Source organism: Marinobacter sp. G11 (assembly GCF_021282325.1).
Taxonomy (GTDB): domain Bacteria; phylum Pseudomonadota; class Gammaproteobacteria; order Pseudomonadales; family Oleiphilaceae; genus Marinobacter; species Marinobacter vinifirmus.
Window position 1 is genome coordinate 1 of record NZ_JAJSPB010000003.1, and the last position, 16,131, is coordinate 16,131.

At 60.6% G+C, this 16,131-nt stretch carries 15 protein-coding genes; 10 read left to right on the forward strand and 5 right to left on the reverse strand.

All coding sequences use genetic code 11. From position 1 onward, the window contains the following. Window positions 1-257: 257 nt before the first annotated feature. Window positions 258-2,423 (forward strand): DNA helicase II, encoded by a 2,166-nt coding sequence (gene uvrD, locus LWH94_RS02575; protein WP_232901151.1) that lies wholly within the window; start codon window positions 258-260, stop codon window positions 2,421-2,423. A gap of 464 nt (window positions 2,424-2,887) precedes the next feature. On the opposite strand, the gene LWH94_RS02580 is transcribed toward uvrD, so the two are convergent. From LWH94_RS02580 to arsH, 4 genes are all read right to left on the reverse strand, one after another. Further along, entirely contained in the window at window positions 2,888-3,685 is a 798-nt protein-coding gene (locus tag LWH94_RS02580; protein WP_232901152.1) for an undecaprenyl-diphosphate phosphatase, read from the reverse strand. A 101-nt stretch (window positions 3,686-3,786) separates the two neighbouring features. After that, window positions 3,787-4,983: a chromate efflux transporter gene (chrA, locus tag LWH94_RS02585; protein ID WP_232901153.1), complete on the reverse strand. Its 1,197-nt coding sequence runs from the start codon at window positions 4,981-4,983 to the stop codon at window positions 3,787-3,789. Between the two features lie 25 nt (window positions 4,984-5,008). Next, entirely contained in the window at window positions 5,009-6,073 is a 1,065-nt protein-coding gene (arsB, locus tag LWH94_RS02590) for an ACR3 family arsenite efflux transporter (protein ID WP_232901154.1), read from the reverse strand. A 9-nt stretch (window positions 6,074-6,082) separates the two neighbouring features. After that, on the reverse strand, window positions 6,083-6,799 hold the full coding sequence (gene arsH / locus LWH94_RS02595; protein ID WP_232901261.1) for an arsenical resistance protein ArsH: 717 nt from the start codon (window positions 6,797-6,799) through the stop codon (window positions 6,083-6,085). A 93-nt stretch (window positions 6,800-6,892) separates the two neighbouring features. Between arsH and LWH94_RS02600 the strand changes: the two genes are divergently transcribed. The 8 genes from LWH94_RS02600 to LWH94_RS02635 all read left to right on the forward strand — a co-directional run bounded on the left by LWH94_RS02600 (window position 6,893) and on the right by LWH94_RS02635 (window position 14,370). Continuing rightward, window positions 6,893-7,657: a metalloregulator ArsR/SmtB family transcription factor gene (locus LWH94_RS02600; protein WP_232901155.1), complete on the forward strand. Its 765-nt coding sequence runs from the start codon at window positions 6,893-6,895 to the stop codon at window positions 7,655-7,657. A gap of 42 nt (window positions 7,658-7,699) precedes the next feature. After that, window positions 7,700-8,704, forward strand: a complete 1,005-nt coding sequence (locus LWH94_RS02605) for an ArsJ-associated glyceraldehyde-3-phosphate dehydrogenase (protein WP_232901156.1) — start codon at window positions 7,700-7,702, stop codon at window positions 8,702-8,704. Between the two features lies 1 nt (window position 8,705). After that, window positions 8,706-9,917, forward strand: a complete 1,212-nt coding sequence (gene arsJ, locus LWH94_RS02610) for an organoarsenical effux MFS transporter ArsJ (RefSeq protein ID WP_232901157.1) — start codon at window positions 8,706-8,708, stop codon at window positions 9,915-9,917. Further along, window positions 9,910-10,581 carry an SDR family oxidoreductase gene (locus LWH94_RS02615; RefSeq protein WP_232901158.1) on the forward strand — a complete coding sequence of 224 codons (672 nt, stop codon included), beginning with the start codon at window positions 9,910-9,912 and terminating at the stop codon, window positions 10,579-10,581. The genes arsJ and LWH94_RS02615 overlap by 8 nt, the downstream gene beginning before the upstream one ends. Window positions 10,582-10,588: 7 nt before the next feature. Beyond that, complete coding sequence (locus LWH94_RS02620; protein WP_232901159.1) at window positions 10,589-11,197, forward strand: ABC transporter ATP-binding protein; 609 nt, start codon at window positions 10,589-10,591, stop codon at window positions 11,195-11,197. Then, window positions 11,184-11,981: an ABC transporter permease gene (locus LWH94_RS02625; protein WP_011787040.1), complete on the forward strand. Its 798-nt coding sequence runs from the start codon at window positions 11,184-11,186 to the stop codon at window positions 11,979-11,981. Before LWH94_RS02620 ends, LWH94_RS02625 begins: the two co-directional genes overlap by 14 nt. Window positions 11,982-12,059: 78 nt before the next feature. Next, window positions 12,060-13,235 (forward strand): MFS transporter, encoded by a 1,176-nt coding sequence (locus LWH94_RS02630; protein ID WP_232901160.1) that lies wholly within the window; start codon window positions 12,060-12,062, stop codon window positions 13,233-13,235. A 40-nt stretch (window positions 13,236-13,275) separates the two neighbouring features. Further along, on the forward strand, window positions 13,276-14,370 hold the full coding sequence (locus LWH94_RS02635) for a tRNA-queuosine alpha-mannosyltransferase domain-containing protein (RefSeq protein WP_094624911.1): 1,095 nt from the start codon (window positions 13,276-13,278) through the stop codon (window positions 14,368-14,370). Here LWH94_RS02635 and LWH94_RS02640 read toward each other — a convergent pair. Beyond that, complete coding sequence (locus tag LWH94_RS02640; protein ID WP_094624912.1) at window positions 14,364-14,768, reverse strand: acyl-CoA thioesterase; 405 nt, start codon at window positions 14,766-14,768, stop codon at window positions 14,364-14,366. The genes LWH94_RS02635 and LWH94_RS02640 overlap by 7 nt on opposite strands. A 197-nt stretch (window positions 14,769-14,965) precedes the next feature. Here LWH94_RS02640 and LWH94_RS02645 point away from each other — a divergent pair, with 197 nt between their 5' ends. Then, window positions 14,966-16,012, forward strand: a complete 1,047-nt coding sequence (locus LWH94_RS02645) for a substrate-binding domain-containing protein (protein WP_269802465.1) — start codon at window positions 14,966-14,968, stop codon at window positions 16,010-16,012. Window positions 16,013-16,131 lie beyond the last annotated feature (119 nt).

Genomic DNA, 16,131 nt, shown 5'->3' on the forward strand with positions numbered 1-16,131 from the left:
GAGTCGCCGAAGTGACTCATCATAAAGGCCGGATATACGTGCGCAGTTTTACCCAGTTAACTTTTTACACCACCGAGAGCTTGGGAGGCTTGCGCAACAAGAGGTCTACATATATGTGCTCGTAGCGTGTCCTGGGAAGAAGTCCCCGTTCCTGTGCGTTAACTCCAAAAGAGCGGCGCCAATCCCTGCCCGACAAACCTGCTTTTCTCCTGTTATACTCTCAGGCCTGTTTATTTAACCAGTAAAAGCCAGGTGCTATGGACGTTTCCCACATTATTGACCCCCTGAACGATGCCCAGCGCGAGGCCGTTACCGCCCAGAACGACCACCTGCTGGTACTGGCCGGCGCGGGCAGTGGCAAAACGCGGGTGCTGGTGCACCGGATTGCCTGGCTGATGACTGTGGATCAGGTGCCGCCGACCGGCATCCTGGCGGTGACCTTTACCAACAAAGCCGCCAAGGAAATGCGCTACCGCATCGAAGAAATGATGAACATCCCCTCCCGGGGACTGTGGTTCGGCACCTTCCATGGCATCGCCCACCGCCTGCTGCGCTCGCACTGGAAAGACGCCGGCCTGCCGGAGAATTTCCAGGTGCTCGACAGCGACGACCAGCTGCGCATGGTCAAGCGGGTGATGCGCGAGTTCCAGATTGATGAAAGCCAGTGGCCGCCGAAACAGGCCCAGTGGTTTATCAACAGCCAGAAAGACGAAGGCCTGCGGGCGGACCATATCCAGGAAAACCCCGGTGACCACTTCACCAGCACCATGCTGAAAATCTACCGCCAGTACGAAAAACTCTGCCAGCAGGGCGGCCTGGTGGACTTTGGCGAACTGCTGCTGCGCTCCCACGAGCTGTGGCTGCACCGGCCGGAGCTACTGAGTCACTACCAGCAGCGCTTCCAGCACATCCTGGTGGACGAGTTCCAGGACACCAACACCATCCAATACGCCTGGCTTCAGGTACTGGCCAGCAACCGCGTGCCGCTGACCGTGGTCGGGGATGACGACCAGTCCATCTACGGCTGGCGTGGTGCCAAGATCGAAAACATCCAGCAGTACCAGCGGGACTTCCCGAACGCCCGCCTGGTGCGGCTGGAGCAGAACTACCGCTCCACCCAGATGATCCTGAAGGCGGCCAACGCGGTGATCGCCAATAACCAGGGCCGCCTCGGTAAAGAGCTGTGGACCGACGGCCCCGAAGGCGAACCGATCAGCCTGTACGCGGCCTTTAACGAACAGGACGAAGCCAATTACATCGCTGACTCCATCACCGCCTGGGTCAACGACGGCAACCTGCGCAGCGAATCCGCCATCCTGTACCGCTCCAACGCCCAGTCCCGGGTACTGGAAGAAGCCCTGATGCGCCAGGGCATTCCCTACCGGGTGTATGGCGGCCTGCGGTTCTACGACCGCCAGGAAATCCGCAACGCCCTGGCTTACCTGCGCCTGGTGCAATACCACCGGGACGACGCCGCCTTCGAACGGGTGGTGAACATCCCGACCCGCGGCATCGGCGCCAAGAGCCTGGCGGAGTTGCGTGAATACGCCACCGAGCAGGGCATTTCCCTGTGGGAATCTGCCGAACGCCTGCTGGCAGCAGGGCAGGTGAAAGGCCGGGCGAAAACCGGGTTGCAGTCGTTTATGGAAATCATCAACGGCCTGTCTGAAATGGTGGGCGAAGCCTCATTGCAGGGCCTGATGAAACAGGCGATCGAAGCCAGTGGCCTGAAGGACTACCATGCCAGCGAAAAAGGCGAGAAGGGCCAGGCAAGGGTAGAGAACCTGGAAGAACTGGTGAATGCCCTGTCCGATTTCGAGGTGGAAGACGGCGTCGACCCGCTGGCAGAATTCATCGCCCAGGCGGCACTGGATGCCGGCGAAGCCCAGGCCGATGCCCATGAAGACAGCGTACAGCTGATGACCCTGCACTCCGCCAAGGGCCTGGAATTCCCGCTGGTGTTCCTGGCGGGCGTGGAAGAAGGTTTGTTCCCCCACAGCATGTCGCTGGAAGAGCCGGGGCGTATGGAAGAAGAGCGCCGTCTGGCCTACGTAGGCATTACCCGTGCCATGAAAAAGCTGGTGCTCACTTACGCCGAATCCCGCCGCTTGTACGGGCAGGAAAAATTCCACGCGCTGTCCCGCTTCGTTCGGGAGATTCCGGGTGACTGCCTGCAGGAAGTGCGGTTGCGCAATACGGTGACCCGGCCGGCGATGGTGTCCCGCCCTAATGAGAGCATGTTCAGCCAGGATTCAGCGCAGCAGTCCGGTTTCAGTCTGGGACAGCGAGTACGTCATCCGAAGTTCGGCGAGGGTATCGTAATGAACTCCGAGGGTACCGGACACCATACTCGCGTGCAGGTAAACTTCGACGAGGGCGCCAAGTGGCTGGTGCTGGCCTATGCGCCGTTGGAGGCTTGTTAGACGTCGGTGCTTTTTACCCCTAGCCTTCTGGCTCGGTGGTGGCACGGCGGTGGGACGGTCTTTCCAAAAAGCGCTCTAGCCGTCCATGGGCGCTTGTGTTCCGCCATCCATGGCTCCACAAATTTTTGGAAAGACCGTCCCACCGCCATGCTTCGGCGTTTCTGAAATCCCAATCGGCTTGCAGACGCTACATAGGCAAGGCTAAGAGGTTGCTTTGAAAGCCAGCTGAGAGGTTTGGGGCTGGTATCGGGGTGGGCCTTCCAAAAATGTGCGGAGCCATGGATGGCGGAGCAGAAGCGCCACAGGGAAGTGCCGTAAGGAGCGGTTTTTGGAAGGCCCACCCCGATACCTGCCTACCTCCAATGCCAGGAAACTCGAGCGCTTTTTGGAAAGCCCTTCCTGATACCAGCCACCCCCCCCAAGGTCGAGGCCGGCACCAAAAGAACGAAACTCCCAAGCTGCGATTACATCAGAACCGCGTAAATCACCCCGGCCAGAACAATCCGGTAGAGAACGTAAGGCCACATGCCCACTTTGTTGAGCCACTTCAGGAAGAAGTGGATGGCGGTGATGGCCATCAGGAACGACGTTACGCCGCCAATCAGGAAGCCATTCCAGTCCACGATCACATCGGATGAGGCCACTTCCAGCAGCTTCACCGCAGACGCCAGCACGATAATCGGAATCGCCAGCAGGAACGAAAACCGCGAGGCGGTTTCCCTGGTCATGCCCAGGAACAGGCCGGCGGTGATGGTGACGCCGGAGCGTGAGGTGCCGGGGACCAGGGCCATGGCCTGGGCGACGCCGACGACGACGGCGTCTTTCCAGTTCAGGGTATCCATGGTGCGCTGGCGTTTCGGCAGCCAGTCGGCAATGCCAAGCAGAATGCCGAACACCAGGGTGGTGAAGAAGATCACCGAGGCACCGCGCAGTTCGTTGTCGATCATGTCGAGCAGGGCCAGGCCAGCGAGGCCGGCGGGAATGGTGCCGATGACCAGGTACCAGGCCAGGGCGCCCTGACCGACGATTCTGCGCTGGCCAATGGAAATCAGGCCGTCCCGGGCGATGCCGAAGACATCCCGACGGAAGTAAAGCACCACGGCCAGCAGCGTGCCCACATGCACCGACAGGTCAAAGCCTACGCCCTGGTCTTCCCAGCCAAAGAAGGCAGGTGTCAGAATCAGGTGGGCGGAGCTGGATATGGGCAGGAATTCGGTCAGTCCCTGGAGGAGGCCAAGGAAAAGGGCCTGGTAAACATCCATTCTTTTAATTCCGGTCGGTGGTGCTGGTTAACGGGTTTGGCGCGCTCAGAAAACGAGCGCGATATTAGCAGGGTGGCTGCCGGCTGAACAGGCGCAGCAGGTTACGCTCCCAGCAGCACGCCGCCGGCGGCCATCACGATCACCACGCCCCAGGCCGGGAGTTTCCATACGCTTAGCAGCATAAACCCGGTCAGGCCAAGGGCGAATTCGCCGGGGCCGACGATGGCGCTGGTGAATACCGGCTGGTACAGCGCGGCACCGAGAATGCCCACCACGGCGGCGTTGGCGCCGCGCATCAGGGCCTGAGCCCGGTGCCAGCGGCGGAAGTTGTTCCAGTGCGGCAGTACCGCCATCAGGATCAGCATGCCGGGCAGGAAAATGGCCAGCAGGGCTAGCGCGGCCCAGATAATTGGTGCAGAGGGCCCCATCACGGCACCCAGATAGGCGGCAAAGGTGAACAGCGGGCCGGGGATGGCCTGGGCGGCGCCGTAGCCGGCGAGGAATTCATCGGCGGTTACCCGGCCGGTCTGTACCACTTCCGCTTCCAGCAGCGGCAGCATCACGTGGCCGCCGCCGAAGACCAGGGCCCCGGCGCGGTAGAAGCCATCAAGCATATCCAGCAGGGTGGAGGGCGCGAGCCACGCCAGCAGGGGCAGGCCGGCCAGCAGGAATGCATACAAAACAGCCGTCAGCCGGCCGGTTCCCGCCGACACCGAGATGCCGGAATGTCCGGCGGCGCCGTCGTTGGCAGAACGGCACAGCACCAGGCCCGCAAGGGCGCCGACCAGAATCGCAGAAACCTGCCCGGCTGTGCCGCCCACAAACACCACCAGCAGAACCGCTGCCAGCGCGATGCCGGCCCGTTGCTGATCCGGGCACAGGGTGCGCGCCATACCCAGCACGGCGTGGGCCACCACGGCTACCGCTGCCACTTTCAAGCCGTGGATAATGCCCTGACTGACCGCGCCGTCGAGCAGGCTGGCGCTCAGTGCAAAGGCCACCAGGATGATGGCCGAGGGCAGGGTAAAGGCGGTCCAGGCGGCGGCAGCGCCCCAGCCGCCACCGCGCTGCAGGCCAAGGGCAAACCCCACCTGGCTGCTGGCGGGCCCGGGCAGGAACTGGCACAGGGCGACCAGATCTGCATAGTCCTGCTCTGACAGCCAGCGGCGCCGGGCCACAAACTCATTACGGAAATAACCCAGATGGGCCGCCGGGCCGCCAAAGGAGGTCAGGCCCAGGGCCAGGAAGGCCAGGAAAATTTCCCGAATTCGTGCAACTGACACCGGGCCAGGGGCCATATTCACTCCCAAAGACAATCTCTGATCAGGCCGGGAACTTGTCCCGGGTGTTATTGGCTATGCGCACCAGAGCCAGCATTAACGGTACTTCCACCAGTACGCCCACCACCGTGGCCAGTGCAGCGCCGGACTGCAGGCCGAACAGGGCGATGGCGGCAGCCACGGCCAGTTCAAAGAAGTTGCTGGCACCGATCATGGCACCGGGTGCGGCGATGCAATGGCGCACTTTCCACAGCCTGGCCCAGCCGTAAGCGAGCAGGAAGATGAACACCGTCTGGATAATCAGCGGCACTGCGATCAGCAGTATATGCAACGGATTTTGCAGAATGACTTCACCCTGAAAGGCGAACAGCAACACCAGGGTGACGATCAGCGCCGCCGGGGTCACCGGGCCGAGGCGCTTCATGAACACGTCGTCGTACCACTGCTCGCCGTGGCGCGCGATCAGGGTGCGGCGGGTCAGGTAGCCGGCGGTGAGCGGAATCACGATGTACAGCACCACCGACAGAATCACCGTATCCCAGGGTACCTGGATGTCGGAAATACCCAGCAGGAACACCACAATCGGGGCGAAGGCGAACAGCATGATGATGTCGTTCAGGGACACCTGCACCAGGGTGTAGGCGGCATCGCCGCGGGTCAGGTAACTCCAGACAAACACCATGGCGGTGCAGGGGGCGGCGCCCAGCAGAATGGCGCCGGCCAGGTATTCGCTGGCCAGTTGCGGGGCGATCCAGGGCTCGAACACCACCATCAGGAAGAACCAGGCAATGGCAAACATGGTGAAGGGTTTGATCAGCCAGTTCACAATGGTGGTGATGGCCAGGCCCTTGGGCTCTTTGCGCACGCCGACAATCGCGCTGAAATCGATCTGCGCCATCATCGGGAAAATCATCGCCCAGATCAGGATGGCGATGGGGATGGACACCTGGGCGTATTCAAAGCGCGACAGGGTTTCCGGCACAGACGGTGCCAGTTGGCCCAGCGCTACACCGGCAATAATCGCCAGGGCTACCCAAACTGACAGATAGCGCCCGAAAATTCCCATGCTACTGGAGGAAGCTTCCGGGGCTTGTTCGTTACTGCTCATTGCACATCCTTAAATGGAACGTTGGTTCACACGCTTCGACAGTTCTTCGGCGCTTTCCTTGCGTTCGGAATAGCGGTCGGTCAGGTAATCGCTGCGGTCCCGCACCAGCAGGGTGAACTTTACCAGCTCCTCCATGACATCCACGATACGGTCGTAGTAGGCCGAAGGCTTCATCCGGTCGTTGTCGTCAAATTCCATGAACGCCTTGGGTACGGACGACTGGTTCGGGATGGTCACCATGCGCATCCAGCGGCCCAGCACCCGCAACTGGTTGACTGCGTTGAATGACTGGGAGCCGCCGCACACCTGCATCACCGCCAGGGTTTTGCCCTGGGTCGGCCGAACGGCGCCCAGGGACAGCGGTATCCAGTCGATCTGGGTTTTCATGATGCCGGTCATGGCGCCGTGCCGCTCCGGGGAGCACCACACCATGCCTTCGCTCCACTGCACCAACTCCCGCAGCTCCTGAACCTTCGGGTGGGAGGCATCTTCGGCATCGGCCAGGGGCAGTCCCCTCGGATTAAAGACGCGGGTTTCCGCACCCATCGCTTCCAGCAGGCGGGCGGCTTCTTCCACCGCCAGGCGGCTGAAAGAGCGCTCGCGCAGGGAGCCGTACAGCAGCAGAATCCGCGGGCGGTGGCTTGAATGTGTTGCGGCGAACAGGTCCGCATTGGTGGGTGTTTGGATCAGGTTGGTGTCAATGTTCGGTAGGTCGTCGAAGTTCATCATGGGGCCAGTTTGCTGTCTTTACTCTGTCACAGTTGCCGGCTATTATCGCAAAAGTTAAATATATGGCAACCCGAATATACGGAAATTCGTATGAAAAGAAGAGTCCTGTTTGTCTGCACCGCCAACAGCGCCCGCTCCCTGATGGCAGAAGCCTTGCTCCGGCACATGGCTGGCGACCGGTTTGAAGTGGCCAGCGCCGGTACCGAGCCCGGTGAACCGCACCCGCTCGCGCTACAGGTGCTGCAGGAAGCTGGCATTCCGGTGGACGGGCTTTACAGCAAGTCGCTGTCTGAGCTGCAGGGCCAGTACTGGGATTACGTAATCACTCTGTGTGAAAAGGCTGCCCGGGAATGCGCGCGGGTATCTTCTGGTGCCCAGCAAATTGCCTGGGACTTTCCGGACCCGGCTGAGGCCAACCGGCATGCCACCTTTGCCTTGACGCTCAAGGAGATCAGGGAGCGTATCGGCCTGTTCACCCTGGTTCATCAGAAAGAGACTAGCCTGAAACCGGCGGACTACAACCCGGTGACTGTGTTCAAGGCCATGGCCGACGACCTGCGCCTGGCCGCCCTGCTGCTGATCAAAGACCAGGGCAAGCTGTGCGTGTGCGAGCTGACGGAAGCATTTGAGGTTTCCCAGCCAAAAGTCAGCCGCCACCTGGCCTTGCTGCGTGACGCGGGCCTGCTGGAAACAGAGCGTCGTGGCCAATGGGTCTATTATTACCTTCATCCGCACCTGCCAGACTGGGTGGTGCGGGTTCTGGAGGAAACCGCCCGGAACAATGCGGCACTGATCGGGCAGCCCCTGGCGAGGTTGCAGGCCATGGCAGATCGCCCGGCAGTGCAGTGCCCCTGATCACGAATTTACAAGGATTGCGAAACTCGCAAGGAGAACACCATGAGCAAGATCAAGGTAGGTATTAACGGATTTGGACGCATTGGCCGTTTGGCTCTGCGGGCCGCCTGGGGTTGGCCGGAGCTGGAATTTGTGGCCGTCAATGACCCGGGGGCCGACACCAACACGCTGGCGCACCTGCTGAACTTTGACAGCGTGCATGGCCGCTGGAACCACGAAGCCACCACCGATGGCGATGAGATGGTGATTGACGGCCAGCGCATCCGCGTGGCTCACAACAAGGCCATTGCCGATACCGACTGGTCTGGTTGCGACCTGGTGATCGAGGCCAGTGGCGTGAACAAGAAAGTTGCCGTGCTGCAGGGCTACCTGGATCAGGGTGTGAAGCGGGTGGTGGTGACCGCCCCGGTGAAAGAGCCGGGCGCCAAGAATATTGTCATGGGCGTGAACGAACACATCTTCGAGCCGGCCAATGACCGCATCATTACGGCGGCCTCCTGCACCACCAACTGCCTGGCGCCGGTAGTGAAGGTCGTCCACGAGAAACTGGGCATCAAACACGGTTCCCTGACCACGATCCACAGCCTGACCAACACCCAGACCATCATCGATGCGCCCCACAAGGACCTGCGCCGGGCCCGGGCCTGTGGCAGTTCGCTGATTCCCACCAGTACCGGTTCCGCCACCGCGATTATCGAAATCTTCCCGGAGCTGAAAGGCAGGCTGGATGGCCACGCGGTGCGGATTCCGCTGATCAACGCGTCGCTGACCGACTGTGTGTTTGAAGTGGAGACGCGGACCGACCGGGATACGGTCAACCAGCTGTTGAAAGAGGCCGCCGAGGGCGAGTTGAAGGACATCCTGGGCTACGAAGAGCGCCCACTCGTATCCATCGACTACAAAACCGACCCCCGTTCTTCCATTGTCGATGCCCTGTCCACCCTGGTGGTCAACGGCACCCACGTGAAAATCTATGCCTGGTACGACAACGAATGGGGCTACGCCAACCGCACCGCAGAACTGGTCCGCAAGGTAGGGCTGGCCTGATATGAGCGCTGCCATCCGACAGTACCTGGTGATCACCGGTAACTACTGGGCTTTCACGCTGACCGATGGCGCGTTGCGAATGCTGGTGGTGCTGCACTTCCACCAGCTGGGTTATTCGCCGCTGGAAATCGCCCTGTTGTTCATCTTCTACGAGTTCTTCGGGGTGGTGACCAACCTGGTGGGCGGCTATCTGGGGGCCCGCATGGGCCTGAACCGCACCATGAATATCGGGCTGTTTCTGCAGATTGTGGCGCTGGCCATGCTGGCGGTACCGGCGGCCCTGCTCACGGTGCCCTGGGTGATGGCGGCGCAGGCATTGTCCGGTATTGCCAAGGACCTGAACAAGATGTCCGCCAAGAGCGGCATCAAGTTGCTAGTGCCGGATGAACAGCAGGGCACCCTGTACAAGTGGGTGGCGATTCTCACCGGCTCCAAAAACACCCTGAAAGGGGTGGGGTTCTTTCTGGGCGGCGTACTGCTGATGGCAGCCGGCTTTACCGGCGCGGTGATCCTCATGGCAGTGGCGCTGGGGCTGGTGTGGCTGGCCAGCCTGTTCCTGCTGGGGCAGGATCTGGGCAAGAGTAAGGCCAAGCCGAAGTTCAGCGAGATCCTGTCCAAGAGCCGGGCCATTAACGTGCTGTCGGCCGCCCGGATGTTCCTGTTCGGTGCCCGGGATGTGTGGTTCGTGGTGGCCCTGCCGGTCTACATGGCCACGGTGTTTGGCTGGGACCACTGGAAGGTGGGCGGTTTTATGGCCAGCTGGATCATCGGCTATGGCTTTATCCAGACCATTGCACCCAAAATCACCGGACACTCCAACGGTAAATCCGGTGCCGTGCTTTGGGCGGCCTTGCTGGCGGTGGTTCCGGCGGCCATTGCCGGGGCCTTGATGGCCGGCTGGTCGGCACAGGCGGTGGTGATCGGCGGTTTGCTGCTGTTCGGGGTGCTGTTTGCCATCAACTCCTCCCTGCACAGCTACCTGATTGTCAGCTATGCCCGGGGTGATGGTGTATCGCTGGATGTGGGGTTCTATTACATGTCCAACGCCGCCGGCCGGCTGCTGGGCACAATTCTCTCTGGCTGGGTGTACCAGGCCTACGGGCTGGAAGCCTGTTTGTGGATTTCCGCTGCCCTGGTAGCCACAGCGGCCCTGTTGTCAGTATGGTTGCCGGAGCGTGCGGACAAATCAACAGGAGTGAAAGGCTATGTCTGATTCCAATGTAGTGGTCATCACCGGTGCCAATCGGGGTATTGGTCTGGAACTGGCCCGGCATTATACCGCCGAAGGCTGTGAAGTCATTGGCGTATGCCGGCAGTCGTCGGACGAGCTCGCCAGTGTGGCGGCTCAGGTGATCGACGGCGTGGATGTCGCCACCGATGCCGGCATCGATAAGCTGAAATCCGGTCTGGCGGGCAAGCGTATCAGCCTGCTGATCAACAACGCGGGCCTGCTTCAGGACGAGCAGCTGGGCAGTATCGACTTCGACTCCATTCGCACCCAGATGGAAATCAACGCCTACGCGCCACTGCGCGTGGCCGAAGCCCTGGCGCCTCTGATGGGGCAGGGCAGCAAGATCGCCAATATAACCAGCCGAATGGGCTCTATCGCCGACAACGACTCAGGCGGCCGTTATGGCTATCGGGCCTCGAAGGCTGCGCTGAACGCTTTCGGAAAATCCCTGGCGGTGGATCTCAAACCCAGGGGCATTGCCGTGGCGCAGCTGCATCCCGGTTATGTGAAAACGCGAATGGTGAACTTTGGCGGGCTGATCACGCCGGAGGAGTCTGCCAGGGGGCTGGCCGAGCGCATTGCCAATCTGACCTTGGAGAACACCGGGTCGTTCTGGCACAGCAACGGTGAGGAACTGCCCTGGTGAGCCTCCTTTGACAGGGTTGTTGCTTCAAGATGTCAGCATTGGCGTGCTGAATGAGGTATCGCTAACTGTTCCCCGCGGACAGGTGGTGTGCCTGTCGGGCCCCTCTGGCAGTGGCAAGAGCCGACTGCTGCGCGCTGTGGCCGATCTGGAACCCCACGGTGGCCGGATTTCGCTGGATAACCTCGATCAACAGAGTGTGCCGGCACATCAGTGGCGGCGCCAGGTGGTGATGGTGCCGGCGGAAAGCCAGTGGTGGTTTGATGAGGTAAGCGCCCACTTTCCCGAGGGGGCTGGTGAGCGTTTGCCTGCCGCTCTGGGTTTCCCTGCCGAGGTGATGGACTGGTCGGTCAGCCGGTTGTCCTCCGGCGAGCGGCAAAGACTCGCGTTGTGGCGGGCCCTGGTTCTGGAACCAGACGCGCTGCTGCTGGATGAACCGACCGCCAATCTGGATAACGAATCGACAGAGGCGATCGAACGCTGGCTGTTGCAGGAGATTGAACAGCGGCAGATCGCCACCTTGTGGGTCGCCCATGATTCCGCCCAGATTCATCGGGTAGCCAACGCTCACTATCGGATTCGAGGATCCGCACTGGAGCCTGTCCATGGAAGTGATTGACCTGGCCTGGTGGAAGCTGGGCCTGGCGGCCTTGTTGGTACTGGCGTTGGCAGCGACGGCTTACCTGGGGCGGCTGGGGATCACCCGCAGCCTGTTGGTGGCGGCCATACGAACGGTTATTCAGCTGGCTTTGATTGGCCTGGTACTGGAAGCCCTGTTTGCCTCTTCCGCCTTCTACTGGATTGCGCTGCTGGCGGCGGTCATGCTGCTGGTGGCTGGCCGGGAAGTGGTGGCGCGCCAGGGCCGACGCCTGAAAGGCGGGTGGGCGTTCGGGATCGGCACTGGCGCGATGTTCGTGTCGTCGTTTACCGTGACCGTGCTGGCACTGGCGGTGGTGATTGGTCCGGAGCCCTGGTATACCCCACAGTACGCGATTCCTTTGCTGGGTATGATGCTGGGCAACACCATGACCGGGGTCAGCCTGGCTCTGGATCGTCTGAATGATTCGGTCTGGCGCCAGCGGGCGGTAATCGAGAACCGGCTGATGCTGGGCCAGACCTGGCAACAGGCACTGGAAGACATCCGTCGGGAAGCCATGCGCAGTGGCATGATGCCCTCCATTAACGCCATGGCAGCAGCCGGCATTGTCAGCCTGCCCGGCATGATGACCGGTCAGATACTGGCGGGCAGCCCGCCCGCGGTCGCCGTTAAGTACCAGATATTGGTTATGCTGATTATTACCGTCGGCACGGGGTTTGGCGCGGTGATGGCGGTCAGTTGGGGAGGCCGGCGGCTGTTTGATGACCGGGAGCGCCTGCGGCTGGATCGTTTAACCAAACCGTGACCGGGCACCAAAGTCGCATGGGGTCTCAGTCGGGTTTCGAGCTAGGCTTGGCTTTCCGGTAACCACAAAGACAATAATATGACCAGCCTACTGCAACGTTATCCTTTGCCAGTCATTGTGCTCGCACAATTGTTCGGCACCTCCCTCTGGTTCAGTATCAACGGGGTCTGGCTATCCCTGTCAGCCGAACTCGGGTTAGCGGAATCGGATCTGGGCCGGCTTACGCTGTCTGTTCAGGCGGGTTTTATTGCCGGTACGCTTGCTCTGGCGGTGACCGGCCTGGCGGATCGCTTCGGCGCCAGCCGCATCTTCCTTATTTCGAGCCTGATGGGCGCACTGGCGAACGCCGGCTTTGTAGCGGTGGCCGGGGTGTTTCCGCTGGACAGCCTGTTCCGGTTCGCTACCGGCCTGTGTCTGGCCGGAATCTACCCCCTCGGTATGAAGCTGGTGATTGCCTGGACACCCAAATATGCCGGCGCCGCCCTGGCCTGGCTGGTGGGGATGCTGACCCTGGGCACCGCTTTGCCACATCTGATGCGAGGGGCAACATCAGGTATGCCCTGGGAGTGGCCACTGTTTGCATCGTCCTGTCTGGCGCTACTGGGCGGACTGTTGGTGTTTTTGTTGGGTGACGGGCCGCACCTGCCCAAAGCCAGCGGACGCCTTCCCCTGAGACAGGGATTGTCGGCTTTACGCCTGCCCCGGTTCCGGGCCGTGGCCGGCGGTTATTTTGGCCACATGTGGGAGCTGTATGCCTTCTGGACGCTGGTGCCGCTGTTGATCGGGCGAGAACTTCAACGGCTGGGGCAGGGTGAGGCTTTGATACCCTGGCTGTCGTTTGCGGTAATCGGCATCGGCGCTGCCGGCTGTATCGGTGGCGGTCGGCTCAGTCGGACCCTGGGCAGTGAGTGGGTGGCCCGGCGGGCGCTGATGGTGTCCGGGGCTCTGTGTCTGCTCTATCCCTGGATGAACGGGCTGCCGCCTTTGTTGTTAATGGTTTTGCTGTTGGTTTGGGGCGTGGCGGTAGTGGCCGATTCACCGCAATTCTCTGCACTGGCGGCCTCGACCGCACCGAAGGAAACCGTGGGTTCGTCGCTGGCGGTCATGAACGCGGTCGGCTTTGGCCTGACGCTGCCGGCAATATGGCTCACCAGCGGGTTCTGGAGCGCCTGGGATGTCTGGGTGGCGCTTTTGCTGTTGCCGGGGCCGGTGTTCGGCCTGTGGTCCCTGAACCAAGGAAAGCCCGAGGCCTGATACACTTGCCGACTCCTTCGTCCCCCAGCTATGGATCGCCATGACCCAACGCATTCTTCTATTGTCAGGCTACGATGCCGCCAGCCATCGGCGCTGGCGAGAGCAATTGGTCACCCTGCTGCCCGGTTATCACTGGCAGACGCTGGCGCTTCCGCCCAGATTCTTCCAATGGCGGATACGGGGTAATCCGGTGAGCTGGCTGGACGAGCCTTGCCTGCAGGAATCCTGGGACCTGGTCATTGCCACGTCCATGGTCGACCTGGCCACATTGCGCGGGTTGCACCCCTCGCTGGCAAACACGCCGTGCCTGCTTTACATGCATGAAAACCAGTTCGCCTTTCCGGTCAGCGATCAGCAGCGGGGCCGGGTAGAGCCGAAAATGGTCAATCTCTACAGTGCCCTGGCGGCCGATGCGGTGGTCTTCAACAGCGCCTGGAACCGGGACAGCTTTCTGCAAGGCGTGGAAGGCTTTCTGAACAAGATGCCGGATGCGGTGCCCGATGGGGTGATGGAAAAACTCAGGGAAAGGTCTTCGGTGCTGCCGGTTCCGATTGAAGACCGCTTGTTTATCGACCAGCCCCGGCCTGTGAACCGGGCGTGTCCGCACCTGCTGTGGAATCACCGCTGGGAATACGACAAGGGGCCGGACCGATTGTTGGCATTGCTGGAGCAGCTGACAGAGCGTGCAATGCCTTTCCGTATCAGCGTGGTGGGCGAGGGCTTTCGCAGCCGCCCGGAAGCATTTGACCGGATTCACCGGCAATTTTCAGGGCACATCGAACACTGGGGCTTTCTGGAGCGCCGCGCAGATTATGATCGCTTGCTAGGCCGTGCCGATATTGTGCTGACGACAGCGCTTCACGATTTCCAGGGGCTGGCGATGCTCGAAGCCATGGCTGCCGGGTGTTTGCCACTGGCACCGGACCGTCTGGCCTACCGGGAGTATGTGCCGCCGCAGTGCCGGTACACCAGCATTGAGTCTGACAAAGCGGCGGAAGCCGGGGCGGCAGCTGATCAGCTGGCCAGGCTGCTTGAACAACCACCTGTTGCAGAGCCGCCGAATCCATGGCGGGCTTCAAGGCTGGCGCCCCGGTATCAGGCTCTCATCGAGCAGCTGATGTCGAAAGGTCAGTGATTCTGTTCCGGCACTTCCCGGATGCGGCCGTGCTCGTCTATGGCTACGTATACAAACAGGCCTTCCGTTACCTTGCGCGGTGTCTTTGAGCTGCGGTCCAGGGTCCAGACTTCCACCTGGATCTTCATGGAGCTGCGGCCAATGTCCACCAATTCGCAATAACAACCTACCTGGGAACCCACCCGCAACGGCGACAGGAACTCCATGCGATCCATGGCCACGGTGGCATTGCGGCCCCGGGAAATGCGCCCGGCCATGGCAGCGGCGGCAATATCCATCTGTTTGACTAGCCAGCCGGCGAACACATCGCCATTGGCATTGGTGTCTGAGGGCAGGGGAATCACCTGCAGCATCATTTCCCCGCGGGGGGCGGGTTTGTCGTCATCGTATGCTTTCATGAATGATTTGCCTTACGGAAGCTTATGAATTGTTTTCCGTGCATGGTAACGGGCTGGCCGCACGCTGCAAGAAAATTTCGCTAATGACGGCTATATTTCAAAAGCTGTAACAAAGTTGTCACAGAGTCTCCCTAGGATGCACTCATCGGTAAAGCAGATACCAACATAACGTCCACCGATACTGGAGACATAACGTGATGAAATTGAAAGCTGCAATCGCTTCTGTTGCCCTGGCGGGCAGCATTGCCGCCGTGTCCACCCCGGCCATGGCCCGTGATACCGTCAATGTCGTCGGTTCTTCCACTGTTTATCCGTTCGCCACTGTAGTTGCCGAGCGTTTTGGCCGTAACACCGACTTCCCGACTCCGAAACTGGAATCTACCGGTTCCGGCGGTGGTCTGAAGCTGTTCTGTGCCGGTATCGGTACCCAGCACCCGGACATCACTAACGCTTCCCGTCGCATGAAGAAGAGCGAGTTCGAGCTGTGCCAGAGCAATGGCGTGAAGGAAATCACCGAAGTGAAAATCGGTGCTGACGGTATCGTTATCGCCAACTCCAAAGACGCTGAGAAGTTGGATCTGAGCCTTAAGCAGGTGTTCCTGGCCCTGGCCAAGGAAGTGCCTGATCCCAAGGGTGGCGATAAGCTGGTGGCCAACCCCTACCAGAAGTGGAGTGACATTGACTCCAGCCTGCCGAACCTGGAAATCAGCGTGATGGGTCCCCCTCCGACTTCCGGTACCCGTGATGCCTTCGTTGAAATCGCTATGGAAGGTGGCTGCAAGACCTTCGATTTCATCAAAGCGATGGAAAAGAAAGACATGAAGAGCGTGTGCCACAGCATGCGTGAAGATGGCCCGTTCGTTGAGGCTGGTGAAAACGACAACCTGATCGTTCAGCGTCTGGCGCAGGACAAGGACACCCTGGGTATCTTCGGCTACAGCTTCCTGATGGAAAACAGCAGCCAGATCCAGGCCGCGACCATCGGTGGCGTTGAGCCGACTCCGGAAACTATCGCTGATGAAGATTACCCGGTTGCCCGCTCCCTGTTCTTCTACATCAAGAACGCCCACGTAGGTGTGGTTCCGGGTATCAAGGAATATGCCGAGGAATTCACCACTGAAGGCGCCTGGGGCGACAACGGCTACCTGGTCGACGTAGGTCTGATTCCGAACCCGCGCAACACCCGCATGGAAGTGGCCAAGAATGTGCGCAACCTGAAGCCGATGACCGGCAACGAGCTGTAAGCAGCTCCGGGTAGTCAGGGACGACGACAAAGAACGCGGGCCGGGGAGGTTCGCGTTCTTTTGTTACAACCAGATGAATAAAACAGCCGCTAAACTGGCACAATAATAAAAACGTTGAG

Bases quoted from the DNA above. Each gene is read 5' to 3' on its own strand.
- LWH94_RS02645 (WP_269802465.1), top strand. From the start codon at position 14,966: ATGAAATTGAAAGCTGCAATCGCTTCTGTTGCCCTGGCGGGCAGCATT.
- LWH94_RS02625 (WP_011787040.1), top strand. From the start codon at position 11,184: ATGGAAGTGATTGACCTGGCCTGGTGGAAGCTGGGCCTGGCGGCCTTG.
- chrA (WP_232901153.1), bottom strand. From the start codon at position 4,983: ATGGCCCCTGGCCCGGTGTCAGTTGCACGAATTCGGGAAATTTTCCTG.
- uvrD (WP_232901151.1), top strand. From the start codon at position 258: ATGGACGTTTCCCACATTATTGACCCCCTGAACGATGCCCAGCGCGAG.
- LWH94_RS02605 (WP_232901156.1), top strand. From the start codon at position 7,700: ATGAGCAAGATCAAGGTAGGTATTAACGGATTTGGACGCATTGGCCGT.
- LWH94_RS02615 (WP_232901158.1), top strand. From the start codon at position 9,910: ATGTCTGATTCCAATGTAGTGGTCATCACCGGTGCCAATCGGGGTATT.
- LWH94_RS02640 (WP_094624912.1), bottom strand. From the start codon at position 14,768: ATGAAAGCATACGATGACGACAAACCCGCCCCCCGCGGGGAAATGATG.
- LWH94_RS02635 (WP_094624911.1), top strand. From the start codon at position 13,276: ATGACCCAACGCATTCTTCTATTGTCAGGCTACGATGCCGCCAGCCAT.
- arsB (WP_232901154.1), bottom strand. From the start codon at position 6,073: ATGAGCAGTAACGAACAAGCCCCGGAAGCTTCCTCCAGTAGCATGGGA.
- LWH94_RS02630 (WP_232901160.1), top strand. From the start codon at position 12,060: ATGACCAGCCTACTGCAACGTTATCCTTTGCCAGTCATTGTGCTCGCA.
- LWH94_RS02600 (WP_232901155.1), top strand. From the start codon at position 6,893: ATGAAAAGAAGAGTCCTGTTTGTCTGCACCGCCAACAGCGCCCGCTCC.
- arsH (WP_232901261.1), bottom strand. From the start codon at position 6,799: ATGAACTTCGACGACCTACCGAACATTGACACCAACCTGATCCAAACA.
- arsJ (WP_232901157.1), top strand. From the start codon at position 8,706: ATGAGCGCTGCCATCCGACAGTACCTGGTGATCACCGGTAACTACTGG.
- LWH94_RS02580 (WP_232901152.1), bottom strand. From the start codon at position 3,685: ATGGATGTTTACCAGGCCCTTTTCCTTGGCCTCCTCCAGGGACTGACC.